Source organism: Aquiflexum lacus (genome assembly GCF_015476655.1).
Lineage (GTDB): Bacteria > Bacteroidota > Bacteroidia > Cytophagales > Cyclobacteriaceae > Aquiflexum > Aquiflexum lacus.
The window spans coordinates 84,078-111,076 of sequence record NZ_JABFHF010000009.1 but is presented as its reverse complement, the minus strand read 5'-3'; the positions used below and the strand labels follow the sequence as shown (position 1 = coordinate 111,076).

The 26,999-nt window shown below is 41.8% G+C and carries 20 protein-coding genes; 2 read left to right on the top strand and 18 right to left on the bottom strand.

The window, feature by feature from the left end:
• Positions 1 to 24: 24 nt before the first annotated feature.
• From HMJ38_RS10245 to HMJ38_RS10215, 7 genes are all read right to left on the bottom strand, one after another.
• Entirely contained in the window at positions 25 to 831 is an 807-nt protein-coding gene (locus HMJ38_RS10245; protein WP_194974295.1) for a metallophosphoesterase family protein, read from the bottom strand.
• Between the two features lie 25 nt (positions 832 to 856).
• Positions 857 to 1,573: a DUF3307 domain-containing protein gene (locus HMJ38_RS10240; RefSeq protein WP_194974294.1), complete on the bottom strand. Its 717-nt coding sequence runs from the start codon at positions 1,571 to 1,573 to the stop codon at positions 857 to 859.
• Positions 1,570 to 2,214 (bottom strand): SatD family protein, encoded by a 645-nt coding sequence (locus HMJ38_RS10235; RefSeq protein WP_194974293.1) that lies wholly within the window; start codon positions 2,212 to 2,214, stop codon positions 1,570 to 1,572. Before HMJ38_RS10235 ends, HMJ38_RS10240 begins: the two co-directional genes overlap by 4 nt.
• A 247-nt stretch (positions 2,215 to 2,461) precedes the next feature.
• Complete coding sequence (locus tag HMJ38_RS10230; RefSeq protein ID WP_228779993.1) at positions 2,462 to 2,668, bottom strand: hypothetical protein; 207 nt, start codon at positions 2,666 to 2,668, stop codon at positions 2,462 to 2,464.
• 928 nt (positions 2,669 to 3,596) lie between these two features.
• Positions 3,597 to 6,353 (bottom strand): M14 family zinc carboxypeptidase, encoded by a 2,757-nt coding sequence (locus HMJ38_RS10225; protein WP_194974292.1) that lies wholly within the window; start codon positions 6,351 to 6,353, stop codon positions 3,597 to 3,599.
• Positions 6,354 to 6,485: 132 nt separating this feature from the next.
• Positions 6,486 to 6,917, bottom strand: coding sequence for a rhodanese-like domain-containing protein (locus HMJ38_RS10220; protein WP_228779992.1), 432 nt, complete (start codon positions 6,915 to 6,917; stop codon positions 6,486 to 6,488).
• Between the two features lie 316 nt (positions 6,918 to 7,233).
• Complete coding sequence (locus tag HMJ38_RS10215; protein ID WP_228779991.1) at positions 7,234 to 8,388, bottom strand: aminotransferase class V-fold PLP-dependent enzyme; 1,155 nt, start codon at positions 8,386 to 8,388, stop codon at positions 7,234 to 7,236.
• A 244-nt stretch (positions 8,389 to 8,632) separates the two neighbouring features.
• Here HMJ38_RS10215 and HMJ38_RS10210 point away from each other — a divergent pair, with 244 nt between their 5' ends.
• Positions 8,633 to 12,475 carry a PVC-type heme-binding CxxCH protein gene (locus tag HMJ38_RS10210; RefSeq protein WP_194974291.1) on the top strand — a complete coding sequence of 1,281 codons (3,843 nt, stop codon included), beginning with the start codon at positions 8,633 to 8,635 and terminating at the stop codon, positions 12,473 to 12,475.
• A 51-nt stretch (positions 12,476 to 12,526) separates the two neighbouring features.
• On the opposite strand, the gene HMJ38_RS10205 is transcribed toward HMJ38_RS10210, so the two are convergent.
• The 8 genes from HMJ38_RS10205 to HMJ38_RS10170 form a co-directional block, all read right to left on the bottom strand.
• Positions 12,527 to 12,886 carry a type II toxin-antitoxin system PemK/MazF family toxin gene (locus HMJ38_RS10205; RefSeq protein ID WP_194974290.1) on the bottom strand — a complete coding sequence of 120 codons (360 nt, stop codon included), beginning with the start codon at positions 12,884 to 12,886 and terminating at the stop codon, positions 12,527 to 12,529.
• Positions 12,877 to 13,095, bottom strand: coding sequence for a hypothetical protein (locus tag HMJ38_RS10200; protein WP_194974289.1), 219 nt, complete (start codon positions 13,093 to 13,095; stop codon positions 12,877 to 12,879). Before HMJ38_RS10200 ends, HMJ38_RS10205 begins: the two co-directional genes overlap by 10 nt.
• A 308-nt stretch (positions 13,096 to 13,403) precedes the next feature.
• Complete coding sequence (locus HMJ38_RS10195; RefSeq protein ID WP_194974288.1) at positions 13,404 to 14,606, bottom strand: alpha/beta hydrolase family protein; 1,203 nt, start codon at positions 14,604 to 14,606, stop codon at positions 13,404 to 13,406.
• Positions 14,607 to 14,668: 62 nt separating this feature from the next.
• A complete protein-coding gene (locus tag HMJ38_RS10190) occupies positions 14,669 to 17,098 on the bottom strand; it encodes a TonB-dependent receptor plug domain-containing protein (RefSeq protein WP_194974287.1) in 2,430 nt (809 codons plus the stop codon).
• 81 nt (positions 17,099 to 17,179) lie between these two features.
• Complete coding sequence (locus HMJ38_RS10185; protein ID WP_194974286.1) at positions 17,180 to 18,841, bottom strand: sulfatase family protein; 1,662 nt, start codon at positions 18,839 to 18,841, stop codon at positions 17,180 to 17,182.
• Between the two features lie 229 nt (positions 18,842 to 19,070).
• Complete coding sequence (locus tag HMJ38_RS10180) at positions 19,071 to 19,271, bottom strand: dodecin family protein (RefSeq protein WP_194974285.1); 201 nt, start codon at positions 19,269 to 19,271, stop codon at positions 19,071 to 19,073.
• Positions 19,272 to 19,439: 168 nt separating this feature from the next.
• Positions 19,440 to 20,618: a PQQ-dependent sugar dehydrogenase gene (locus HMJ38_RS10175; RefSeq protein ID WP_194974284.1), complete on the bottom strand. Its 1,179-nt coding sequence runs from the start codon at positions 20,616 to 20,618 to the stop codon at positions 19,440 to 19,442.
• A gap of 81 nt (positions 20,619 to 20,699) precedes the next feature.
• Positions 20,700 to 22,061 carry an enolase C-terminal domain-like protein gene (locus tag HMJ38_RS10170; protein ID WP_194974283.1) on the bottom strand — a complete coding sequence of 454 codons (1,362 nt, stop codon included), beginning with the start codon at positions 22,059 to 22,061 and terminating at the stop codon, positions 20,700 to 20,702.
• A gap of 199 nt (positions 22,062 to 22,260) precedes the next feature.
• Between HMJ38_RS10170 and HMJ38_RS10165 the strand changes: the two genes are divergently transcribed.
• A complete protein-coding gene (locus HMJ38_RS10165) occupies positions 22,261 to 23,175 on the top strand; it encodes an endonuclease/exonuclease/phosphatase family protein (RefSeq protein ID WP_194974282.1) in 915 nt (304 codons plus the stop codon).
• 190 nt (positions 23,176 to 23,365) lie between these two features.
• Here HMJ38_RS10165 and HMJ38_RS10160 read toward each other — a convergent pair whose 3' ends face one another.
• The 3 genes from HMJ38_RS10160 to HMJ38_RS10150 form a co-directional block, all read right to left on the bottom strand.
• Entirely contained in the window at positions 23,366 to 24,466 is a 1,101-nt protein-coding gene (locus HMJ38_RS10160; protein ID WP_228779990.1) for a DUF6807 domain-containing protein, read from the bottom strand.
• A gap of 7 nt (positions 24,467 to 24,473) precedes the next feature.
• On the bottom strand, positions 24,474 to 25,835 hold the full coding sequence (locus HMJ38_RS10155; RefSeq protein ID WP_194974281.1) for a Gfo/Idh/MocA family protein: 1,362 nt from the start codon (positions 25,833 to 25,835) through the stop codon (positions 24,474 to 24,476).
• Positions 25,836 to 25,982: 147 nt separating this feature from the next.
• A complete protein-coding gene (locus tag HMJ38_RS10150; RefSeq protein WP_194974280.1) occupies positions 25,983 to 26,873 on the bottom strand; it encodes a sugar phosphate isomerase/epimerase family protein in 891 nt (296 codons plus the stop codon).
• Positions 26,874 to 26,999 lie beyond the last annotated feature (126 nt).

Here is a 26,999-nt window from a genome sequence, read left to right as displayed (position 1 = left end):
GTATAGAAAGTAGATTTCCAACCACTATATAGTATGTCCACTCAAAATCATTCCATCTTTCATGGCTTTTAGATAGGTGATAGTTTTCCCGTCTTCTCCCACTTCACAAACTCGATAGCCCGGATGAGGTGAACCCCAACTGCCTCCAAAATGTCCTGACCAGAGGTATGGTTTATTCCTATTGAGCATGATGCCGTCCACATCATGGTCATGGCCATGAAATACTGCTCGGACATTGGAGTAGCTTCCGATCATTTCCAATATTTCCGAACAGGCCACTCCATGCTTAGTCCAGTCATTTTGAGAAATATGGATAATTATAAAAACATGGGATAAGTGTTTAAAATCCTCCAATTTATTTTTTAGAAAAAGAGCATCAACACAAAGGTAGTCGCCTGCCTGATTGGAACTGTTGGCGAGTATTACCCCAAACTTTTCTTTGTTGATAAATGCATGGTCCGCGGGAATTCCCCAAATTTCTTCCCACTCAGTTTCTGAAATTCGGTCATGGTTTCCTTTTACAGGAAAATAAGGAACCTTGAGCGTGTCATATACATTTTTAACTTCAGGCATCCACTTGGGTTCATCATGGATCAAATCTCCATTGAAAACCACAAAATCCACATTTTCCTCGAAATGTATGGCTTCAATTAACGCATGGTGAGATTTTTTGAAGTCAGTATTGGGCTGACCATAATGTCCATCAGATGCAATGATGAATTTGAGTGTTGGATTTACAGGGAAATGCATTTTCCCAAAGGTGATAAATGGCATAGTGGAAATGGCGCTGCTCAATACGGTCAGCTTTTTTAAGAATGGTCTACGGTTCATATTAATCACGTTATTTCATTAATTCTCAAAAGAATTTAGTCAGGTATTGAAAAGCCAAAGAAGTAAGGATGGCGAAACCAAAGCTGAGAAGAGTACCTATCAGGATATATTCGGTCAATTTTCGATCTTTGGATTCTTTAAGGTCCCCAAAGCGGAAGACAGATTTTGCCGTGATCAAAAAACCAACTGCTTCCCAATGATCGGTGATGATGAATACAAAAACCAATAGTCTTTCAAGAATTCCAATGTATTTTCCGGCATTTGGTAGTGACTGATCTTCCTCGTCCATGATTTGTTTTGACCATTTGTACAGGAGTACATTCATAATGATCGAGACTGCAAAAACCAAAAAGACCAATGCCGTCATATAGGACCAAAACCTAATTGACTGCAGAAACGCCAACCATGAAGTATCAGGATATATCCAAATCAATGTCACAATTGCAATCACCAGTAAATGCAGAAATTGATCAAAAATAAACCAGAAAGTTTTATTCGTTGGTTTCTGAAAAGACAGCTTGGCCCAGTCTATAAAAAAATGGGGAATCGTGATCCCTAGAGCCAATGGCCAATAGCTAAGGTCAAAAAACAACAACATCACCAAGGCTCCATGTATCAAAACATGTAGGTAAAGCTTAGAGGATTTTCCTTTATTTTTTGTTTTGTCCTCAATCCATGATTTTGATTGAAGCATGAAATCTCCAATTAAATGGGCCAAGAGGAGTTTGACAAATATGATCATGGCAAAAGTTTTTTGAGCTTTAGTTTATAAACATTGTCCAGTTCCATCAATTCTTCAAAATAGGCCCTTTTGAATCTTCCGCTGACAGATTGTTGCTCGAGTTCCAGCATGGAGGCAATTTCAATTTGTTTTAGGTTTGGGTTTTCCAATGCAATCTCCACTATCTCTGCTGCACTCACCGTCCAGTTATCCATCAGGATCAATGCCAATTTGAACATCAGGTTCATTTCCCTGTCAAAATCTTCCCAATCAGTTTTTATGAGTAGGTTCTGTTCCTGTTTGCGAAGGAGTTCAAAAGCTTCGCCGGAATGATAATAAGCAGAACCCGTCCGCATTCCTATGGGTGTATTGTCATTTAGTTTTTCTCCAATCCCAATGGACATCCGCACATCTACCGGCCCCGTTCTTTTTTGTAATTGATCCCCTGTGATGGATTTAATGGTTGCTTTGATCATGAATGCCTTTTGTAAAGCCTCCATCGGGTCCAAGACTTCCAACTGAAAACTATCCCCCCGGAATATTTCCCAGGCTTTACTGACCTTGCCCCATTTCGAAAACAAAGACTGAATGGGAATCAGCCATTCCTGCTGACTCCCCAAGCTTCTTGAATCAATAATATCTCCTGTAATGACTGCTATCATGGCAATTTGAATATCGCCTAAATAAACGATATATCCAAATATCGCTTAAATAAACGATAAATTAAAATATCGTCTTACTAAACGATATTTAATTATTTCGATTCCTAATTGCATTGGGTAAAATAGTCCAGCCCTGAAAAACTAAATTCAAAAAATACCTCATCTGACTAATGATCAGATGAGGTAGTATTGGTTGCTATTTAAACTTACAAATAACTTAAGCGAATGCTGTCCTGTTCATTTGGTTTTACTTATTACCTCGTCCGGCAAGCACCACACCTATGACAAGAAGCACTACGCTGATAATCACAGGAGTCCAGTTGGCTGAACTAACTGCAATATCAAAGCCGAGAAAACTAAAGCTTTCTGAATCCTGTAATGCTTGGTATCCAAATACCACAGTGCCTATGGCACCAATAATTGCCAAAATAATTCCAATTGTTTTCATGTGCATAAAGTGGGTTTAGCGTTGATATTAGTGAAGGTAATCAATATAAACTGATAATTAACAATCCTTGAGGCTTACGTTCTCAAACTTCATGTCTCAAATCTGACCTTTTGTTTACAAATTATAGATTTTCGTTTCTTTTTTCCCCGAAATTCTTCGAATTATGCCGATGTGAGTGTCCTCACTCACATCCAGCACCTTTGATGCTCACGTCTTACCTAAGTCTTGTAAACCCCATTCCCAGTGATCCTTACTTAAACCCCTTCAGGGTTTTTTGGAAAACACGAATGCCCTTTTCCTACCTCCGGGTTGTCACCCGGGGCAAATAACCTAATGGTATTCAATCCCTATCGGGATTTTCTCCAGCACATCCCCCCGCCGTTGTGAGTACCCCCACTCACATCCTTGAGCCTCCGCAATTCTTCAAAGGGTTCCTGATAAATTGCCTCATATCCAGGTTCGTTAGAATGCCGTTAAATTTTTCATTCAACTCACAACAAAGCTTTAATCCTCAAAAACCCCAACATCGGTCTTCCAACATCCTGCATTAAACCCTATTCAGGGTTTTGCCCAAATCCAAATCTCCCATATCCTCCAGGTTGTCACCCGGGGCAAATAACCTAATGGTATTCAATCCCTATCGGGATTTTTCCCAAAAGATGCAAGTGGCTCCCTCAGCCTCCGATATGAGTGTATCTCCTACTCCCAGCCGCCGATGTGAGTGTCCTCACTCACATCCAGCACCCTTGAGAATCAGGTCTCGGATCTCGCCTCTAGTGTCTCGCTTCTCCCCTCTTGGCTCCCCGATACTCGGGGCAGGCTTTGTTTTTTGGCTCTTGTTTCTTGGCTCTTGTTTCTTGTTTCTTGGCTCTTGGTTCTCATATCTCGCTTCTCGCTTCTCCCCTCTTGGTTCATTGTACTTCGTACTCCACCCTCACCTTAACCTATCCCAATTAATCATCGCATTCCAAACCATCGGAGCATCATGATGATTGAGGTAGCGGTGAAGGGGGTCAAAGGTGAAGGCAAGTACATTTCCTTTTCCGACAGGCACATTGAATACAGCGCCATGGCCCACAATCTCCTGTTCGTTTCGGACCATACCGGATACCACATAAGGTTTAGCCTTGTCTTCTTTTTTCTCTTCTTTGTCCACTTTTGCTTTTTCAGGCATTCCCATAATATGACCATCATAAGGAACCTCATCTTTCAGCGGTTTGCTGCCATATTGTATCAGCATCAAGTCCCTGTTGTATTTATTGGTCTGCAACAATGGACCATTTCCTCGAAAAAGGGTGAATTCCTCAGGATATCCATACAATACCGGATGACCTGAATTCCTTGCTTTCGCCCGGATGATTGAACCCGGATGGAATAAACTACCTGCACTCACCGGAGATAATTCAGGGGTTAGACCAGCCTCGGCAACAATACTGCTGGTATTGTCAAAACTGATCAACAGACCACCTTCTTCTACAAACTTTCTCAAATTATCTATTCCCAAATACCCCGGTCCACCCGTCATATCATTGGTAGAAGTCGGCATTCCGTGGGATTGGAATTCTGCTGTTTTGGTAAATGGCATCGGACCGAATTTTTTATCTACTCCATTGACAAAATACTTCAGATTACCCCTTACCCGTGGAAGAATTATTACATCAAATTTGGATTTAAGATTCCCGGCTTTCAGCACATCTTTGTCGATGGAAGTATAGGGTATTTTCCTTTCATCAAAAGTGTACCTGGACCAACCCTCATCCTGCGTATTGTACCAAGTGTGGTAAATCGCAACCTTTGGCAGGGAGACTGTTTGTTGGTCAGAACCTTGAATATTAGCTGAAGTGCCTTTTAAGTCCAAGCCAAATTCCGAGGAAAACGAACTGGCTTGGTTTTTATTGATTTTTTTCAAAACCAAAGAACCTGGTGAAAGGGTATCTCCGCCTACAACAGTCTGCTTGGACAGCACAGTAATTTCCGCGTTTTTATTCTGAGACTTTAGCCAATATAAGGCCGGCAGAACTGTATTCTGGGCATGGTAAGGCAATATATACGTTCCCCCATCTCCTGAAACCTTACCGGAATATTTGGGAGCCTCTGTGAGCATTTTCAAAGAAGATACTTCAAATTCAATGCTGTCCTTTGCTTCTACCTCAACACCATATAGGTAAGGCAATGTCCATGCAATGGCATCATAGGGCGGGAATTTGGCGTCTTTGGGATAATCCTGGGCAGTCATCAGGGAAACCAGCAGATTTCTGTAAGGCTGTTCTGTCAAAGCCACATAATGCTCCTCTGATTCGTGAACCTCAATCCCCTGCACCAATAATTGCCCGGCCAGATAAGCTGCCATAGCTGGGTCTTTTTGGCTTTTGGCAATCGTAAAGGCCTTCGGTCCTTCTTTCTTACCCTTTTCAACACTGTTATATCCTTTTTTGTAATAATTGGTCAATAACAATTTGGCATTGTTGGCGGCATAGGAAAGTGAGGCGATCACCCCAACTTGGGTATAGTTGATGTTGTTTCTAAAAGACCAAAACACCTGTGGAGTTGCCGGGTCAGGTCTGTACCATTCTTTGGATGTAGCCAAGTCTCCTGCAAATCTTGCAGTAGACAGATCACGCAAATAAGTGTCCGCACCAGAGTTGCCATAAGTTTCATAAAATCGTCCATTGGAATTGTGGTTGTTCGCTACCCAAATTCCATATCCCGGCCACCAACCATCATAGAAGGCCCAAGTAAATGCACCGGGCATTCCTTCCGAAGCGACTGCGGCCACGTCATGATTACCCATCACCTGCCACTCACTTTGGGTAATCGGATCCACATAATCATTGTATGGGCCGGTGCCAGTGGATATGTACAGCAAGGGAACTGACTCATGAAGGTCAAGCATCACGGTAGGGTGAAACTCGAAAAATCCTTTGAAAATGGATTTGGTGATTTCCTGGGAAACCTGCAAACCGTCTCGGTTATTGTCGTGAAAAACATACTTGGCCCAATATGGTGGAGAACGGGGAAAGCCATCATCAATAAACTCTCTTCCTTTGGTATATCGGTAATACCAATCTACCTGCTTGTCCAAGCCATCCGGTTCCATGATCGGATTGATGACTGTAATGATATTGTCCGTTATTTGCTTGATATCAGGTGCTGAAGATGTTGCCAATCTATAGGCCAATTCCATCAACATCTCGGGGGAACCCATCTCTGTGGCATGCATTCCACCCGACACATAATACACCGGCTTGGAGTCCAAAATAATCCTCTCAGCCTGTTCCGGGTTGGTTTTTCTAGAGTCCGACAATTTTGCCAATTGGCTTTTATAATGATCCAATTTGGCCATGGTTTCCTCATTTGCAATCACCACCACATAAAAAGGTCTGCCTTCTTCTGTTTTTCCCATTTCCTGCATGTTGACCATGGGAGAAGTCTGGGCAAGTTTTTGGTAGTAGCCATAAATTTCAGAGGAACGGTGGACATGCCCTTCCGCCCCGATAATATGACCAAAATGTTTGAGCGGTGAAGGGATGGTGGGATGGTCTACCACATCCAATAATGACTTGGGTAAAAAGCGTTCATCAGTGGTGAATTCCCTTATTTTTTGGTTGTAAGTTTGGTCGATTTGCTGGGCTTTAAGTTCAGTAAATACAAAAAGCATCAGCAATGCCATTAAATTATATATTTTACGCATGTTGGTTGGTTTTGATTGAAGTTAAAAAGCTACAAAAATTTGTTTGAATTTAAGCTAGGGATTTATTTAGGTGGCTATCTAAAGAGAAAAACCTCCTAATAAAGTTCCTTTTTGAAAATAAAAAGGGGTTATCTACCTAACAGGTCTCTCGATAGGAAATCTATTGGTCTGCCATTCAATAATCCCACCCCTCAAATTATAAACCCTATCAAATCCATCCCTTTGCAGAATTTTGGCAGCCATCATGCTCCTTACCCCTGAAGTGCAATAAACGTAAACCTCTTTATCCTTGGGCAATGATTTTATTTTCTCAGAAAACTCTGGATCATAAATGTCAATGATCAATGTTTCCGGGATGACTCCTTGTGCGACTTCTCCTTTTGTTCTGACATCAAGTACAATCCCCTTTCCGGATTCCATCAGGTTTTTGAAAGTAACGGCATCAATGGTTTTGATAAACACCTCTTGGTTTTCTGATCCAAAATGATCGGTTTGTTCTTGGTTTTTGGTGTTGCATGAAAAAACAAGCAGCAAAATTAGAAAGTAGGGAATGGTGAATTTCATGAGCTTCAAATTACTTTTTATTTTACTAAGGGATATATCATCATATGGGTAAAATTAAATTATCTATAGAAGGGTATTTGTACCTTTTGGCCTGCCTGTCCGATAGGCAGGCACAATATTTATTTCGTACCTAAAGGCACGAAAGCCTTTCATATTCAAACTCTTTCTACCCATATTTGGTCCCTAAAGGGACAGTAAAATCAATATATTTTAACCGGTTTTCCTTTCCTAGAATCTGAAAGATTATTAAATCGGTATGCTATTCCCCAATTTGGATTTTAAATTGACAAAGTGAGATTAGGCAACTTATTTCTTTTTAATTTTCAAGTAGCGTTTCCAAAACTTCCATAATCGCCTCAATATCCTCTTTGGTATTGTAAAGATGAAGGGAAATCCTGATTGCCTTGCCCCTTGTCGAAACAAAGATTTTCCTCTCCTGTAATTTATGCAACAAAACTTTTTGGTCTAAATGCGCTGGCAATAAAATGCCAAAGAGATGCATTGCCCTATATTGATCTTCCTCAACCCAAAACCCATTATCATTTAAAAACTTGATCAAAGGTTGAGATAACTGTTCGCAATAAGATTGGATATTGGCCGGATCCCATTTCAGAATCTGTTCAATGGCTACATTCAACATGGGCAATAAGGTAAAATTGCTGAATTCTCCTACATTGTACCTTCCTGCCCCTGCCGCATAATCATCCACATAATTGGTCAAAGATGAGAAATTTTGAGCATTGCTACGGGTCATCCAAGATTCCTCTAAGGGTATCCCATCATTGAAAAACTCGGAATAGTAAGCCAATCCGATCGAATAAGGTCCCATGAGCCATTTATATCCGGCGCAGACCAAGGCATCAATCTGAAAGGAAGCTACATCAATGGGCAAGGCACCAACAGATTGGGTGCCGTCGATAATAAACAGTGCATTATGAGTTTTACATTTTTCCCCGATTGCTTTCAGGTCATACATAGTTCCATCCGTCCAATGAATGGAAGACATCATCACAACTGCCGTGTCATCATTGATGCGCTCAATAACCTGCTCGTTCCATTCCTGACCACGGGAAATCATTGATTCCGGGGCTTTGATGACTTTTAATTGCTTATCATTATCCTGACACCATTTCTCAATGGCGTAATAACCACTTGGAAATTCATCAGAAACCACCAAGGCGGTGGAACCATTGTCTTTTGGAAGATTATTAATGGCTGAAGTCAGCCCATAGGAGGCTGAAGGGATAATAACAACTTGTTCAGCCGGGCAATTGACCAACTTTCCGAAATTTTCCCGCAATATTTCTGCCTCAGAAAAAAAATCTGCTGGGGAAATCTGGGTAGGATTTCTTTTTTTGATCAAGGCGGCTATTCCCGCTCCTTCCACACTGCGAAGCAAAGGCGACATATAAGCACCGTTTAAATAGTGGATATCTTCCGGAAGTTGGAAAAGTTCTTTTTGATTTTTCAATTGGTTTTGCGTTGATTGGTTATGTAGATGCAAACTACTGCATGGATATCAATCTGCAAAATTAAATATTTGATACCTGAAATAATCAAATTTCGATTATAATCGAAATTGAAACACTTTTTTCTATAAAATTCGACTATGCTAGAAATTAATTTCATGGTTTCATTAAATTCAAGTCAAAATCAAATTAATTCATTGATTAACCTGAGATAAATATTCTCTCCACCCAAGAAACATCCCCAAAATGATTCAGTCAAAACCACTTTCCCATTTAATCCTTTCAGGTATCCTCTTTTTACTTTTTTCCTGTTCCGGAAACCAATCAGGGGTTTCAGAAAATGAAAGTGAAAAAGATGGCCCTACCCTTTTGACCTTAATACATCAGGAAAAAGATGGGGCCATTTCCATTCATAGAAAAGGAGAAAATGAACCCATTTTGGTACAGAATGCCAAGGAGGGTTTCAGACCATACATTCACCCTATTATAGCACCCGATGGCAAAGGTATTTTGACAGAATACAGTCCGGGACATCACAAACATCAGACCGGTCTTTATTGGGGTTTGACAAGGGTCAATGGTCGGGATTATTTTCATAACCCTCAGGAAGATTACTGGAAAAAGGTTGCCCTGAATGTGATAGAGATAGAAGGCGATGAAGTCAAATGGCAGACAGTCTATCAACTATTGAATGAAAAAGGAGAAGCGCTCATGCTTGAAACCCAAAATTGGTCCTTACGGGAAGAAGAAGGTAAATATTTTTTGGATTTGGAATGGAAAGGGGAAGCAATTGAACCGATCACTATCGGGCAATACGACTATGGGAGCTTATTTATCAGAATGCCCTGGAAAGAGGGAATCAAAGGAGAGATAGTAAATGCTGCCCGTCAGAAAAACGAAAATGCAGAAGGACAACCATCCATGTGGGTCAATGTAGGCATGCAGGTTGACGGACGAGATGACTTTGCCAATATTGCGGTTTTCGACCATCCCGAAAACAGGGGATATCCCAACAAATGGCGGGTAGATGGGCAATTGGGTTTGGGGCCTGCCTTTACCAAAGATGGGGATTGGGTGATAGAAAAAGGAAAAACAGAAACCATCAAGCTACAACTCATGGTCTACACAGGAGAAGTCAATGACATCAAATTAACCGAAGCTTGGGGAGATTTTTCCGGAAGAAAGGGCATGTACAACACCACCGAACTTTGGGGACTTGCCCAAAGAGAAGGCAGGGATGCGAAATTTTTGAACCCACAAGAAGCAGTGGAAGCGATGACCATCAAACCCGGCTATCAGGTCAACGTATGGGCTTCCGAACCGATGATGACACAGCCCATGGCATTTTGTTGGGACGACCGGGGAAGGCTTTGGATTGCGGAAAACAAAGATTATGAATCAAGAGGTCATGGATTTTCTAATTCCGGGGACAGCAGGATTTTGATTTTGGAGGATACCAATGGCGATGGGGTTGCGGACAGCAGAAAGGTTTTTATGGAAGGCCTGGCATTTCCTGCAGCGATTGCTGTTGGTTTTGATGGACTTTACGTGGGAGCACCACCGAACCTTCTTTTTGTCCCGGACAAAGACCAAGATGACAAAGCGGATTTGGAAGATATTGAGATTTTGCTGACCGGTTGGGGTATCCGTGACAGACATGAAACCCTGAACAGCTTACATTGGGGTCCGGATGGTTGGCTTTATGGGTTACAGGGCTTTGCGACGCCTTCCAAAATCAGAAAACCAAACGGTGATGCCAAACTCTATTACCACAAAGACCCTTTTCCGGAGGATTTATTGGAGAAGGATGGTGTGGATATTAATGGGGGTGTTTGGCGTTACCACCCTGTTAAGGATAGGTTTGAAGTGGTGGCCCATGGTTTCAGCAACCCTTGGGGGATAGATTATGATGCCAAAGGCCAACTCCTGATGACTGCCTGTGTCATTCCTCACCTTTGGCATGTGATTCCGGGAGGAATTTACCACCGTCAGGGTGGGCAACATTTCAATCCTTATGTTTACGAAGATATCAAGACCATTGCAGACCACAGCCACCGTTCTGCCCATGGCGGTGCAAGGGTATACCAATCGGATGCCTTTCCTGAAGAAGAACAAGGCAGGATTTTCATGGCCAATATCCATGAACATGCTGTGCTTTCCGACATACTTCTTCCAAAAGGTTCAGGTTATGAAGGAAAGCATGGCGATGATTTTATGTTGGCCAACAATGCCCAATGGGTGGGTTTCAGTATGGAAATCGGACCGGATGGAGGATTGTATGTGCTGGATTGGCATGATGCGGATATCTGCGGTCAGGAAGTCCTGAATGAGGAAACAGGAAGGATTTTCAGAATCATGCCCGAAAAATCATTGGCCCTGGATTTTGAAGGAAGGTATTCTGATCTGAATAAAATGTCGGATAAACAGTTGATTTCCCTTCAGACCAATAAAAGTGATTGGCATGCCAGAAGAGCAAGGGGGATTTTACATAAACGAGCTGTCAAGGGAGAATTGGAAGAAAACACCATCAAAGGTTTAAAGTACCTCTACCAAAATGATAAAAATCCTGATTGGAGGTTAAGGGCCATGTGGTCTTTGCATCAGGTTGGAGGATTTAATGAAAATGAACTGCTCGATGCACTGTCAGATAAAGACCCTCATATCAGAGCTTGGGCAATACAGTTGCTTTGTGAAGACCTTAATCCATCTACTACAGCTTTGGCTAAATTCAGGAAAATGGCAGATGAGGATACTTCTCCTGTAGTCAGACTATACCTTGCCACTGCACTGCAAAGGATTCCCTCTAAAGACAAGTTGTTGGTTGCTGCTAACTTGCTTCACCACTCCGAAGATGCCAATGACCATAACCTGCCTAAAATCATTTGGTATGGAATAGAATCTTTGATCACTGAAAACGTGGATAATTTTCTAGAACTTTCCACGCAATCCAAAATCCCATTTGTCACTCAAAACATTGCAAGAAGGTCTGTTGATGGAGATGAAATCGAAAAATTGGTTGCATTTATCGGTGAAGGTGGCCCCAATACAGAACTGCTGATGTCGGGAATGTTGAGCGGTATGGAAGGGAGGACTGACCTGAAAATCCCGTCGAATTGGAAGGGTGTGGCAGAGAAAATGCAGAAATCAGATGGGAATAAGGCAGCACTTGCCTTAGAGATTTCAAGCCTTTTTGGAGATACGGAAGCTACCCAACGGGCATTTACGATTCTCAAAGATAAAAAGCAACCTCTCGACCAAAGACAAAAAGCACTGCAAACCCTCACGGCACAACAAAGGTCCGGGCTTATTTCCGAATTGCCGGGATTGATCGGAGAACCTGCCATGAGGAAAGAAGCCATTCGTTCCATTGCCGCTTTTGACAATGAAAGTTTAGGGAGATTATTGTTAGAGAAGTATCCGACCTTTGATGCTGAAGAAAAACAGGTAGCCATGCAGACCCTTTCCTCCCGATCAAGATATGGCAATATGCTGACCCGGGAAATAAAGGATAAAAGAATAGCCAAAGCAGAAGTCCCTGTGAGTGTTGCGAGACAATTGCTTCGGGTAGTCGGAAGTGGGATTATAGAAGTTTGGGGACCAATAGAACAGGTGCCCAGTGACAAAGCTGCTTATGATAAATACAGAGGCATACTCCAACCATCTGCGATCGCCTCAGCAAATATAAAATCAGGGAAAATGGTCTTTAACCAAGTTTGCGGCAGTTGTCACAAGATGTTCGGGGAAGGTGGCGAAATGGGACCTGACCTGACGGGTTCCAATCGTTCGGATGTGGAGTATATCTTACTCAATGTGATAGAACCCAGTGCTGAAATCCAGGATGACTACAAGATGGTCGTGATCAATACCCGGGATGGCAGGACCTATTCCGGAAATATTATCGGCGAAAACCAAAGGCAGATTACCCTTCGGGTCGTAGGCCAAGAACCCGTCATCATCAACAAATCCAGTATACAGTCCAAGGATGTGACAGAAGTATCCATGATGCCCCCGGGATTATTCGAAAACCTCACCGAAAAAGAGATTGTGGATTTGATGGGGTATTTGAGGACGATGAAGAGGGTGGATTGAGTTTTTGATTGAATGGGGGTTGGATATTGGGATATTGGGATATTGGAATATTCAAATCTTTTCAATCCCTAAATGAATCATGATTGAAATATTAACATCATTGATTTTATTTAAAGGCAATTCTCCTATTTTTTTCCCAATTCTCACTTTATCCAAAGTTCTAATTTGGTTAGCCTTTATTTTTGAATCAGTCTTCAACCCACTTTCTTTAGCTTTAATCAAAACTTCAAAAGGATAAATTTTTCCCACATTAGAAGTGATTGGCAAAATACTAATCGTAGAAGAAAATTGGTTATTAATATCATTCGAAACTATTAAAACAGGTCTTGTTTTAGAAATTTCACTCCCAATAGTGGGATCTAAATTTGCCCAATAAATATCTCCTCTTTTGGGAAAACCAATTACTGCCATTCCTCTAAATCGATAGATTCAAAATCTTTCGTGAGTGCTATATCTTCTTGAAAAGTCGCTTTATAGCCCTCTTCCAATTTCTTGTTCAAAAATTCTCTCTTATTGATTTTTTCTTTAATCGCTTCAACTATAAAGGTTTGCTCATCTTCATTGATCAATTTCAATTGCCTCTCAATTTCAACGGGTAATTCAATTTTGATTGTTTTCATAGGACTATTAATAACACTTAAATATACATCCTTAAATTAAAAAAAATACATACCCAATTTGAGAAAAGGAAAAACAGTGAAATAAGCATGCCAATATAAACCAACCGAATAGCGAAAAAGCAAAGTAAAAACTGAAAATAAAACCAGATTCTATCTTCAATTTTATCAATTAAATTAAGGTTAATCCTACAACGGTATATAAAAATTCCTTTTTAAATCGTCCGTCCCTACGGGACTTTGAGCAGGTCTCGATTTTCAGATTCCACGGTTCAAAAACTGTGGCTATTAAATCGGTCGTCCCTATGGGACTATTTGAACTCCTTATCCACAAAATCCATAAACCTCTCCCAATCATAAAGCGTCAGGTTGTGTTTACCTTCACGGATATGATAACCCATAGAATTCGTGTGGACTGTCCTTTGGTGGTTTTCAAAACTTTCCGGAAGATCAACCTTTATTCCATAAATATCTGTGTAAACCCTGGAACCTAATTTAAAAGACAAGAACTCTCCTTTTGGATCCGCCCATTGGTCTTCTATGGCTGAGGCAAAGTAAATAGACCTCGGGGCAATACAGGCAGCCAAAAGATGTTGGTCTATTGGCAGGGCATCTTCCCTGTCATTGAAAGTCTTGAAATTGTCATTGAACCAATAAGGAAAATTGGTATTGATGCGCTTCACCGTTTCGCCGAATCTCCTTCGTGACAATGCCGCACCCCCGCAACCGGATTCGTTGGAAATGACCACTGCCCATCTTTTGTCATTGGCCCCGGCCCATAAAGCTGCTTTCCCGCCCCTTGAATGGCCGACTAGCGAAGCCCTTTTATGGTCAATAGCATTTTCACTTTCAAAATAATCCATGGCCCGCATCGCTCCCCAAGCCCAAGCTGCCAAGCCACGCATGCCTCCGGAATTTTTCAATTCTTCAGGATAAAGTGACTCCAATATTCCATTTGCAAATCTATCTTTGTCATCAGGTGAAACGTCTTCCACATCATAAATTGCCGCTGCATATCCCCTACGTACAATTTGTTCTATAGGAAAAAACCGATCTTCTTTATCTTCAAGCAGTCCTTGCACATTTCTATGGCTGATCAAAAGAAACACCGGGTGAGGACCTTTTTCTTCGAGAGGTAAAAAGACAAACAAATTTACGGTCTGAGCTTTTCCATTTCTGGTAACTCTGATTGTCACATTTTTTTTCATTGCCACCTCTTTGTAAAGATGATCGGAATCTGTCGAAACATTGAAATGTATCTCATCAAAATCCCTCGGAATACCACCATATACATTTTCAGCAAATAGCCGCATCAGTTCCGGTCTTCTGATGCTTTCCCAATCATCCACAGATTTTATAATTTCACCATTGGTGCTGACAAAAGGATCTGGCAAAACCAAATCAGGAACTTTGGATTCGTCATAATTAAATTGTTCTTGGGCAAAAAGGTTTGGAGAACATATAATGGCTATTAGAAGGGTCAGAAGGTAAAAGGATTTAGACAGAGTTTTCATATTGATGGGGTTTCTGAAATTTAGAGATTTAACCCTGATTTTTCAAAAAATATGCATTATTATCAATCCCCCTTAACCTCAAAATAAAACACCTCACTAACAGGCTGACCATCCTTAGTGATTCCTTCGACCTGAACGCGATGACGGCCGGAAACATCACCGGTGAAGAAGCTGATTTCTCTTTTTGAATTTGGACCAAGCAAAACTGTGGGGTTCCAATATACTGTACTTCTCACATCGGGCAGCTCATAATATTCAGTCGTTTCATGCTTCGGAGAATAAAATTGTCTTGTTCGGTTGAAGCCTGATGCTTGATGTACGATAATATGTTTTCCTCCTTCGGGGTCAATCTCTTCCATGGTGCCCATTTCGCTGAAAAACGCAATAACTCCACCACTGCCCCGACCACCATAAATACCTGTTGTACCGGGACCTTTGAGTATTTCTATCCTGTTGATATCAAATTGATTGATCATGCTCAATGAATTCTCGCTGATGGGAACACCATCCAAAAGATATAAAGGCGTACCCATTCCCCGGATTACAGCCCTGAATTCATTCATGCCTGTCTTGGTCACCTGCAATCCTGCCACTCGGCCCTGAAGGACTTCCAGGACATTTCCCGAGGGGGCTATGGGAAGTTGGTCTCTGAAAATCACTGCATCGGCCCTAGTATGTAATCTGAAGGGTTCATAGACATCTGCCCTACCTTCTACCACCACTTCCTGCAACAATACCTCTCCCAATTCCAAACCCCATATCGTTGTTTCAATTCCTTCCTCTGACTGTTTGGGATTGGGTAATAAATCGGTTGACAAATCCTCCCAAGTTTTTCCCTTAAACAAAATACGGTTCTGAGCGATTTTTGGGATATAGTCATTTTCAAGGATTTTGACCTCTACGTTATCACGCCTGCCCCGACTATCCACGCCTTGGATGACCACAGGAATATTCCCTTTGAAATAAAATCCCCCAAATGAAAATCCACCTTTATCATCGGTCTCTGTAAGCATAAATGTAGTGTATTTATCTTTCAGGAATAATGTGGCTTCTCCTTGTTCCACCGGACTCCCATTGGCCCTTTCCAATTTGCCTCGGATATTGAGATCGAGCTCATTGGGAAATCTCATCAATGGGAAATCTTCTGACAAAAGGTTGTCCCAACCAAATCTTCTCCAACCTTGGGTCATCATCAGATGCCTGAGTGCTTCCTGTCTTGGTTGATCATCCGATACAAAATAATATCCCGGGGATTCAATGTGCCCTTGAATGTCAGCGCTGAGCAACAAATAGGTTTCTATATTTTCCTGATGATCGGAAGTAAAAGTCAATTGATCTGCCGTCACTGAAACTGAAAGATGGGACAATTCCACATCACCTTGATACCTGATGGAAAGATTTACTTCCTCTCTGGGTTGATATTCCTGCTGGTCAGTTTCGAGAGTGACTTGGTTGGGATTTGAATGATTGACAAAGACCAACCGTTCAGCTAGTGCCTCACCCTCTAAATCAGTGAGGGTAAAACGCGCCACACCAATTGGAAAATTTTTCTTGGGAATGAAGATGGTTTTGTTCCCCGAAGCATCAATTTTTTCTGTATGAATCAATTTTCCCCTTGCAATTCCAAAAAGCAGAGCGGATTTGCTTTCTGGGATAGTAGACTGGACAGTTACCAATATGTTTTCCGGATCATTGACTTCATCCATATGAAGCGCCCAACCTTGGTCTTTGATCTCAGGTAAAGGATACTCCTCAGTTTCACCATTGTCCTTTTTTAATTTAGCAACATATTTTGTTGGTGCTTTCGGCGTAAAGACAAAAGACCCCATACCTACAAAATGATCCCTGAACGCAACTACCATCTTTCCCTGCTCATCATAAATAGCTCCTTCAACGGTTGCTCCAAATCCATCCTCATTCAAGGCTTTGAAAGCTACCTCATTGGGAATCCCTGCTACCAAATCTCCTCCCTCGGGGAAAAACTGTAGATCTATTGCACTTTGGTCTGATTCTGTAGCGGTTACTGGTTTTTTAAATTGTTTGCCCAACACATAAAAGTCTTTTTGGAAAAAAATCTCTTCACCAAAATTCCTCATCCAATTGGTATAGCTCACCAATGTATAATTTCCTTCCTGAAGGTCATCCGGCAAATAAAAATCTCCAAAAGCCTCTCCATCGGATATGGGTAAAGTGAGCCTGTCCACCAATTGTTGGTCCTCACTGATCAAATCGACATACAACACACCACTTTTGGAGCTTGCCTCCAATTTTGCGGCATCTAGGACATAAGCCTTAAACCAAAATGTATCTCCGGCCAGATGATAGGGTTTATCATGATGCAGGTAAACTTTTTCAGGAGAATAATACACCTGATAGCTCCTCAGGTTGGCTTTGATTTTTTCTGTCAGATTATCAGATGGACTGATCATGGCACCCAATTGTAGTGCTATCAAAAACAACATCCCGATTTTCAATATATTTATGGCTTTCATCGCATTTTCTATTAAGATCTTATCTGCTTGATATTACCTCAAAGGAATACAGACCTCAATATATCATACGGTTAAAGACCTTTATTGATCGGGAAACTGTGAAATAGCCGATGTTTTGTAGCCTATCCTAACAGCTCTTGCGGCCACTTTTTTGCCAGCTGGAATAGGCTCATGATATAGCCGCCAATATTTACCCCCTATCTCCTCTCCTACTTGGTAAGCAATGCTGGCACCATCGGTTGCCGAGGTCAGAAAAAGCTGAATACCTAAAGTTTCGAAATTGACCGGGGCAGTTTCGGGCTGTACCATTCCCGGCCACATCATATTCACCAAATCATATTCAGGAACAAAACCCAAATCACCGATTTCCAGTTGCCAGGCAGAGAGTGCATTTCTAAGTTCTTTGAGTTTGTTCTGATGCTCGGGGAAATCAGCCAAATTATGGATTTCATAAGGATCGGAACTGAGGTCATACAGTTCCTCCACAGGTTTGGTTTTCATAAAAATATATGCGGCGCCTCCTGTCAGTTCACCCCTTTTGTCCATTTCTATCATGGCCTTTGTCATATCTATCTGTTCGCGGTAGGCGTTCCTATAAATCAATGGTAACTCAGGCCGGAAATTTCTGATATAGACATACCGTCCATCCATGACCGATCTGCTCATGTCCACGGCCTCATCAAACCTATCCGCCGAACCAAAAGCATATTGATGTGGATTTTTGGTTTTGTGAATTCCGAGAAAGGCCCGGCCATGCATATAATCCGGTGGTGCCATTCCTGCCAAGGACATGACCGTAGGGCCAAGGTCCATCAGGGAAACAATATCATCAATTTTAGTACCGCCCATCTGTCCATAGGGCATTCTCACGATCAGGGGAACATGCAAGCCGGAATTGCCTACAGCTCTTTTTTGTCTCAGAAGCGGCCCTGCATGATCTGACCAAAAGAAAATTATCGTCTTATCCAAGAGTCCCTCCTCTTCCAAGGATTTCAACATATCCCCTACCTGCTTGTCCAATTCCATAATATTGGAATAAGCCCGGCCGACATCCTGACGGACAACAGGCAGTTCAGGAAAGTAGTTTGGAACGCTGACCTTGCTTTTGTCCGCCAACATAGGATCTTCTTTTTTCATAAAAATCCTGGACTCATGGGTAATTTCATGGTTGAATACCGCAAAGAAAGGTTGGCCTTCAGCTCGGTTTTTATAGGTGGCTTCCCTTCCGATTTCATCCCAAGCCGTAATGGGGGAATTGAACTGGTAATCTGTTTTGGCATTATTGGAAGTGTAATAGCCTGCTGCCCTCAAGTATTCGGTAAAGCATTTGACAAAGGGAGGCGGGACTGTAGCATATTCGGGTACATTTCTGCCTTTGGTGTCCTTCTGTCCATAATAATCCTTGTAGGTTTCATTCTCAGGTTCACGGAAAGCATAGTGCGGTCCTGTCCGCATATTGTGTGAACCAATACTCACCGGATACATCCCCGTAATGATACTGCTGCGACTTGGGGCACAAACACCCACTGTGGAATAGGCATGGGTATAGGTAATTCCCTCTTTGGCCAAGCGGTCAATATTTGGTGTTTTGATGCTATTATCCCCATAAGCTTCCAACATAGGCCCGATATCTTCCACGGATATCCACAGGATATTGGGTTTGTCTAGAATTTGGGAAAAGGTGGTTTGGGATAAAAAGAGGAAAAGTATGGTGAAAAGAGCAAGGTTTTTTTGGGAGGTCATGGGTCTGTGGTTTATTGCTATACTCAAATTGGAAAAAAATCAGCAGCAAGGCAAGATGCTAGTGAAATTTGAACAGACATTTTTTAGAATTTTTAAATTACCATTTTGGTAAATGGAATCTTTATCCATTTCAATCAAAAATTACAGAAATAAGAATGGTGCGGAGTTATTCTACACCATTCTTATGTATCCACGGATCAGCACTAGGGCTGTAATAGATTTTCAAAAATTAATCCACCCTAAACGATACCTTACAAATCACCCCATATGTTGTGATTTTTCCGTTTTCGACATGTGCCTTTATATCCTTAACAAATACTGAATCAATATTTCTGACGGACTTCGAAGCTTCTGTAACGGCCATTTGCATTGCGTCTTCAATTCCATTTTCAGAGGCTGCAATGACCTCTATCACTTTTACAATTCCCATATCAATATTATTTTGGTTATCTGGTTAATGTACAAAAAAAATATCAAAAAAGAGATAATATCGAGGTTAAATTTAACTTTACCTAGATTGTTTTGAGAGGTTTAATTTTAGTAAATAGTTTCCTAACCTAATAGGCAATCATATGTCTACATAGGATTTGAATTAGGATCATTCATATCCAAACTTATAAATCTTCCCATCAAATCCACATAGGTACAATTCATTAGACTGGTCTATTCCAAAGGATGAAACGGAAAAATTGGCCCTCATCAGTTCAGTGTTTACAGGGTTATCAAAGTCACTGAAATCCATTGTCCAGATTCTTCCTGAGACAAAATCTGCATAAACATATAAACCTTGCAATTCTGATACTTCGGTTCCTCTATATACAAATCCTCCTGTAACCGACCTGTCACCATTTGTGTGGGTATATTCCAAAATGGGTAATTCCAGCCCTTCTTGGTCGCATCCACTGGCAGGATTGAAACAACTGAAACCCTCCATGGTTCTCCAACCATAATTCCCTCCTATGGTGATGATATCAATCTCCTCTGCCCGGTTCTGGCCCACATCACCTGTCCAAAGGTCATTGGTCTGGGAATCAAAACTAAAGCGCCATGGATTTCTCAAACCATAGGCATAAATTTCTTCTTTGACTCCCTCCTGATTATTCACAAATGGATTGTCTGCAGGGATGGCATAATTTCTACCATTATCCTGGGCATCGATATCTATCCTTAAAATAGCTCCCAATAAAGTTTCAAGTCTTTGCCCATGGTTTTGCGGATCTCCACCTGAACCACCGTCTCCCGAGGCAATGTATAAATATCCATCAGGACCAAATGACAATTGCCCTCCGTTATGATTGGAAAAGGGTTGTGGAATTTCCAAAATCACCAGTTCGCTGCTTTCGTTTGCCCTGTTGGGATCGGAAGCAGAAACCTGAAAACGGGAAATGACTGTGCGTCTTGGAGATGTGGCAGTATAATTCACAAAAAAGAAACCGTTATTTTCATAATCCGGATGAAAAGCCAATCCCAAAAGTCCTTCCTCATTTCCTTGGTCGTTTACCCTTGATTCTATGTTCAGGAAAACAGATTTTTCTTCTACCTCAATGTTATTTTGAAAAACAGAGATTAACCCTCTTTGCTCCGCAATGAAAATCCTGTCTCCTACATGTTGGAAATCAACAGGTCTATTAAAAGTAAGGCTGGGGAACGCTTCCTTTAGGATAATTGGACCGTTGTCAACAGGCTCCTGATCATCATTTTCCATTTCCTGAAAACAGGAAAAATTGAATAATAAAGCCAAAAAAAATGCGAAATGGAAATATCTTGAAGTGTTCATTTTATTTTATTTGGTACTTAATTAAAAACGATTGCTAAGTAACTTAGTTAAACAATGATCCAATTAACATGCCAAAGAACCTCAAGGCTTTATTATCGTCCCATCTGCTTTTCGGATTGTCCAGCTGGATTTGGTAGTCATGGGATATTTGGCTGCTACTTTTTCATTGACCTCCACACCAAATCCCGGAGCTTCATTGACAGACATGTATCCATTGTTCATGGTCGGGCAACCCGGGAAGACTTCTCTTAACTGATCTGAAAATTGTGCAGCTTCCTGTATCCCAAAATTCCAAATGGCATAGTCCATATGGGCCTGAGCCGCATGACCGACCGGAGAAACGTCTCCTGGTCCGTGCCAAGCGGTGTCGATGCCATAGAATTCCCCAAGCCGGGCAACTTTCATCGCAGGCGTCAACCCCCCTATCTGGGAAACGTGTATCCGGATATAATCAAACCAATGATTCACCATGGGATTTTTGAATTCATTGACATTATTGAACAACTCTCCCATGGCTATTGGTACTGAAGTGGTCGCTCTGAGTTGTTTGAACCATTCCATATTTTCAGGAGAAAAGGGGTCTTCAATAAAAAAGGGATCAAATTGTTCGACATTTTTGATGAGATTGATGGCGTCTATGGGCCTGACCCTTTCATGGATATCATGCAGAAGTTCCACTTCAGCCCCACATACTTTTCTGACCACTTCAAACATTTTGGGTACTGATTGTAGATAAACCCTTTGGTCCATATACCCATCTGTTTCCTTTGCAAATCCTGCCTTTTTAAAATCAGGGGTTCCGGTAATCCCTGCCCCTCCATAACCACCTTGCTGGATTCGGACATATTTGTAACCTTGATCCATAAATTTCTGAACATCTACCGCTACTTCCTCCGGTGTCTTTCCATTGGCATGGGCATAGCATGGAATGGCAAAACGACATTTTCCACCCAACAATTGGTAAACCGGCATATTGGCCCGCTTCCCTTTGATATCCCATAATGCCTGATCCAAACCACTTAAGGCATTGTTGAGTACAGGGCCATTTCGCCAATAGGAACTCACATAAGCAGATTGCCACATGTCTTCGATGTTGTCCACATCTTTTCCTTCACAAAACTCATTCAGGTATTCTATGGCAGGCAGGACCGCAAAAGCCCTTTGGGTAAAAGTAGCGCATCCATAACCGTACAGGCCGGGTTCGGAGGTTTCAACTTTCACGACAATCAAATTGGAACCACTCGGTCTTGTGGTTATGGCCTTAACACTTTTGATGGTGATGGGTTCCATTCCTTTGGCATAGGAAGGGGTTTCTTTCATTTCCTTGGCAGATGCATCAGGTAGGCCTCCAAATATCCCCAATGCCCCCACAGCTGACCCGAAGCCCAATCCCTTTAATACCTCTCTTCTCCCTACTATTTTGTGATTTTTCTTTACCTCCATTTGTTTATTATTTTGATTGTAATTGCCTTTTTGATTTGAAATTGATTTTTGATACAATCTAACATTATACAAGGCTTTGTCCAATCCTTATTTTACCAAATGGAATCTTTACGGAAGAATTATTCCCCATTTGCCGATGCAAGTCCTTATCTTTAATTGAAATTATTGCTACGCCTTCAAACAAATCATAAAAAAAGTCATGAACAAGAATATTATCTTTCTCCTGATCGCTTTTTCTTTCAATATTCAGGTAATCGCGCAATCGGACCAAATCAAAGTGATGAGTTATAATATCTGGAATGGATTTGAATGGGGAAAAGACAAGGAAAGAGAATCTGCCATGGTCAAATGGCTACAGGAACAGGATGCCGATGTGATCGGATTCCAGGAACTGAATGATTTCACACCCGAAAAATTGCAGGCTCTTGCGTCCCAATGGGGACATCCTTATTCCATGCTGCTAAAAGAAGACGGTTACCCAATAGGCATCACTTCCAAAACACCTTTGTTGCTGAAAACAAAAATGATCGGTGGAATGTGGCATGGTATGTTACATGCCCAAACACAGGGGATAGACTTTCTGGTGGTCCACCTTAGTCCCCAGGATTGGCAGTTTAGAAGAAGGGAAGCTGAATTACTCTCAGAGTATATAGAAAATGTATTGATACAAACCGGACAGGAAAAATATATGGTGTTGGGGGATTTCAATGCCCATAGTCCATTCGACATCAACTTTGATAAAAGCAACCCTACAGAGCTTAAATTGGCCCAAAAAGCTGATAGTGTTCGGTTGGCTGAGAAAGGTAAAGAGGCTTTTGTCAACCTGAGGAATAATATGATTGATTACAGTGTGATGTCAAAATTCTTTTCCATGCCACTGATTGATGTGGTCAAGCAAAAAGTTGCAGATTCCAATTTAAAATCCTTCCCAACTCCATTGGTAACAGGACATATGGCCCCATTTGAAATAGCTACCTTTCAAAAAAGGATAGATTATATCCTGGCAAGTCCATATTTTGAGGATAGCGTTATCCATGCAGAAATCATCAATTATGGAGAAACAGAAAGACTGTCTGATCACTTTCCGGTGGTGGCAGTTTTCGGAAAAAAGTAAAGGGATTCCGTTCAAGAAATCCCTTTAAGATTTTGTATTAAGTTAAATTCAAGTCGATTAAAAAGAAAAGGTACGATGCAGATTTGCCTACAATTCCATAAATCAGCTGGGCAATCAAATCAAATAACAGCTTGGCTAGAAAGTTGGAAATCAATTTTGATTATACCATTTCGTATCAAATCACATCCATTCAGTTCCCTTTAAAACCCCCGAAATCTGCTTCAACCATTTCATCTGAAGCATGAATACCTGAATAGACCACAATTCGGTGCCTGAAGGTGACAGATTCTCCTGCATTAAGCTTGAAATTAAGTTCTTCCTTTCCGCCGCTCATGGCTTTTTGCCCCAAAGGATTGGCAGCATAGAGACCGTATCCCCTCGCATGCCAGTAGGTAGGATAGCCAACATTATCAGGATGGTCGAAGATAGCCAATGAAACTTTCTCTCCACTGATTTCTCCGGTGAGATTCATCCATTTGGCCCGGGTTCCCCAGACATCATGGCCTTTGAGCCCCTCACTGCTATGGTACATTCCGGTTACCCCTTCATTGTTCATGGTGGGTACATCCGTCACTTGCCCACTGGCATCGGTGAAGATTTCTGCTTTATCGGCAGGATGTTCAAGTTCCCGCGCCAGGCGTATGCCCAGCATCCCTTCCTTATTGTCCTTGAATGAAACCTCTTTTTCCCCGGCAGTCAGTTCGGTAATGCGGTCAATTATCCTTTTATTTCCTTCTATACTGAAAATAAAAACAGTGTTTTCCGTTAGCAAAACTTCTCCTTTGGGACCAATCCAGTCTGAGGTAACTTCCAGTTCAGCCTTATCATCACCACTGCTTATATTATTGATTTCCCTGTGAATAATTGATCCATAACTACCCATTTTATCAGCAGGAATGGCGTCCGAATTGTTCCAAAAATCTAGGCCATTGACATCTCCATAATTGAGCCACAAACCTATGTGGTGGGGATGGTCAACACGCTCCCCTGACCTGGGTTCCAAAGGGTAACCTCGGGTCAATAATCCACCCTGAGCGGATTTTAATGGATACAATACTGGCTTGGCAATGGTTTCAGGATACAGGTAGGCAGTAAAGAGTTCTCCATTGAACAACACCTCTACTTTTTTGTCTGCATCCTTTCTTACCAACTCGATTTTCACCTTTTCTTCCACGGAAACACTTTCCGCTTCAGCATTTGATTCCCTTTTCTCTCCTGAGCAGGCCATGATGAAATAGGCAATGAATACGTAGCCAATAGACCGGTAGATATTTAAATGACTATATCTCATGATAAAATTAATATTTAAACACTTCTCCACCTGCCAGGACTTCCTGATTCTTTTCATCGAAGGTCACAAACTTTCCGGTTCTCAAAGCAGCTGTGGTCATGATATTGGCAATAGAATGATTGTACCCCGCCATTACATCTGCATTGGGTTTTTTCCTGCTTCTGACACATTCCATCCAATTTCTCATGTGGGCAGAAGTCATGTCATCCACCCCGGTATCCGCCCCTGTTTCCACTTGGACAGCCTCTGCCAAAGTCATTTCAGGCAATAAATTGGGTTCCATACCCATGCCTTTGGCATGTCCGGCACTCAAGCCACCTCTTGGAGTCACCATATTGGTATCCAGGTTCAATTCTCCACCATTGGAATAGTAGATTTCTTTGGTCCCCCCGGCTGAGTTGGTAAACCTTGAGGAATAAACGACCTGAAAACCTTTTGATTTGTCATCCAATGGTCCATAATCAAAAACTGCTGTCATGGTATCAAAATTCTCTCTACCGTCTTTCCAAAGGTAGATGCCACCATTGGCAGCTACACTTCTAGGGTGATTAATTCCTGTAAACCAATGGACTGTATCAATCTGATGCGCCATCCATTGTCCGGGGATACCGGAGGAATAGGGCCAAAACAAGCGATATTCCAGGTATTTTCTTGGATTCCAAGCTTCGTATGGCCTGTTCATCAGGAATCTTGTCCAGTCTGTATCCTCCTCTCTGATTTCTTTGGTCAATTGCGGAAGGCGCCATCTACCCGGCTGATTGACATTCCAACTCATTTCCACCATGACAATGTCCCCGAATTTTCCTGACCGGATAAATTCATTGGCTGCATGGTAATTGGAACCGCTTCTTCTTTGAGAACCTACCTGTACAATTTTACCGGTCTTTTCCACCGCCGCTCTTGCTGCCCGGTTGTCTTCCATGGTTTCGGCAAAGGGTTTTTCTACATACACATCTCTTCCTGCCTCTACGGCCTCCTTGCAATGAAGTGCATGCTGAAAATCTGCTGTGCTGATGATCACCACATCCACATCTTTGCGGTCATACAGTTCTTCGTTGTTGCGGGCAGTTTGAATGGTTTTCCCGCTCTTTTCATGCACGTAGGCTACACATTCATCCCTTCTTCTATTCCAGATATCCGAAACAGCCGTAAATTCAAAATTCATTTCACCGGAGTGCTTCAACATGGCTGGAATCAGTGCCCCTTTGGCCCTGCCGGAAAAACCGACAATGCCGACATTTACCCTGTCATTGGCTCCGATGATACGGCTATAGCTGCTTGCAGGAAAGGCCAAAGCCCCCATGCTGATGCCGGCGGTAGATAAAGCAGACTTCTTTATAAAGTCCCTCCTTGAGTTATTAAGTTTCATGGTTATTAGGTTTATTTTGATAGTTAGAAGTTTTATATATCCAATGCGCTTCAGATCTCACAATTTAAGGTTTTGCATAATCCAATCCCTTTAGACTTAAATAATTGCAGATAATCCTATTTCACTTTGAGTATTATTTTGAGCTGATTATCGTTCTTTTGAATTGGCCAATAACTTATCAAGCATAGCAGCCTGCTCTTTTAGAGCCTTCACCCGATCTGCGGGTTCAGTCCGGGCTTCCATCAAAATCCATCCTTCATAGTTTATCCCCTCAAAAAGATTGAAGAGCTCTTGATAAGGATAAACGCCTTCGTTGAATTCTCGCACGTGGACTGTATCGCCCAGCCATTTTTTGACCATATTGAAATTTTCTTCCAACCCCGGAGGTAAGAGGTCTTCGTCATTGCAGTTCCAACATATTTTCACATTGGCTTCTGTGACCTGGTCAAAAATAGCTTTCATATTGGGCAATTCCTGCGTGAGGTGTCCGTGGACCTCAACCCTGATCAACTGATCATAATCCTGTGCATACTTTCCCACTTCATTAAGGGATTCTGCAATCTGTGCAATGGTTTTTTCTTTGGCAACGCCTTCCGGAAGGGTATTGGGCTTTACTTTGATACCTGTGGCCCCTATGTCATGGCAGAGCTTGATATAGTTTTTTGTCTGAATGATGTTCTCTTGGAGCTTGATAGGATCCGGACTATGGTACTCAAAGTTGCTGCCATATCCAAGACAGGTCACCGGACTGTCAGCAAAGCGTTGTTTCACTTCCAGCCTCTCAGCAGGATTCAGGGCTGTTTCAACACCATGCGCATGCTGGGTCCTGAGTTCCACACCCAAGGCCCCTGATTTTTCACAGTTGGCAATCAATGTTTTTAAATCCCAGTCCCTACCCCATTGGTAGGTAACCAAACCAAATTTCATGGCTGAACGGTTTTTGTGATCAAAACCGACCAGGGGATTTAATGCGCTGATTCCAATGCCTGCGACTAGGCTTCTTTGGATAAAATCGCGTCTGTTTATTTGGAATGGCATATTTAAATACTTTACAGTACATATTTAAAAACCCTATTTCAGATTTTAGGAAAAGGTATTGTTTGAATATAAATCAAAATAAATTAATCGGAATATCAAAGGTTTTTTAGTCATGCAATCGATTTC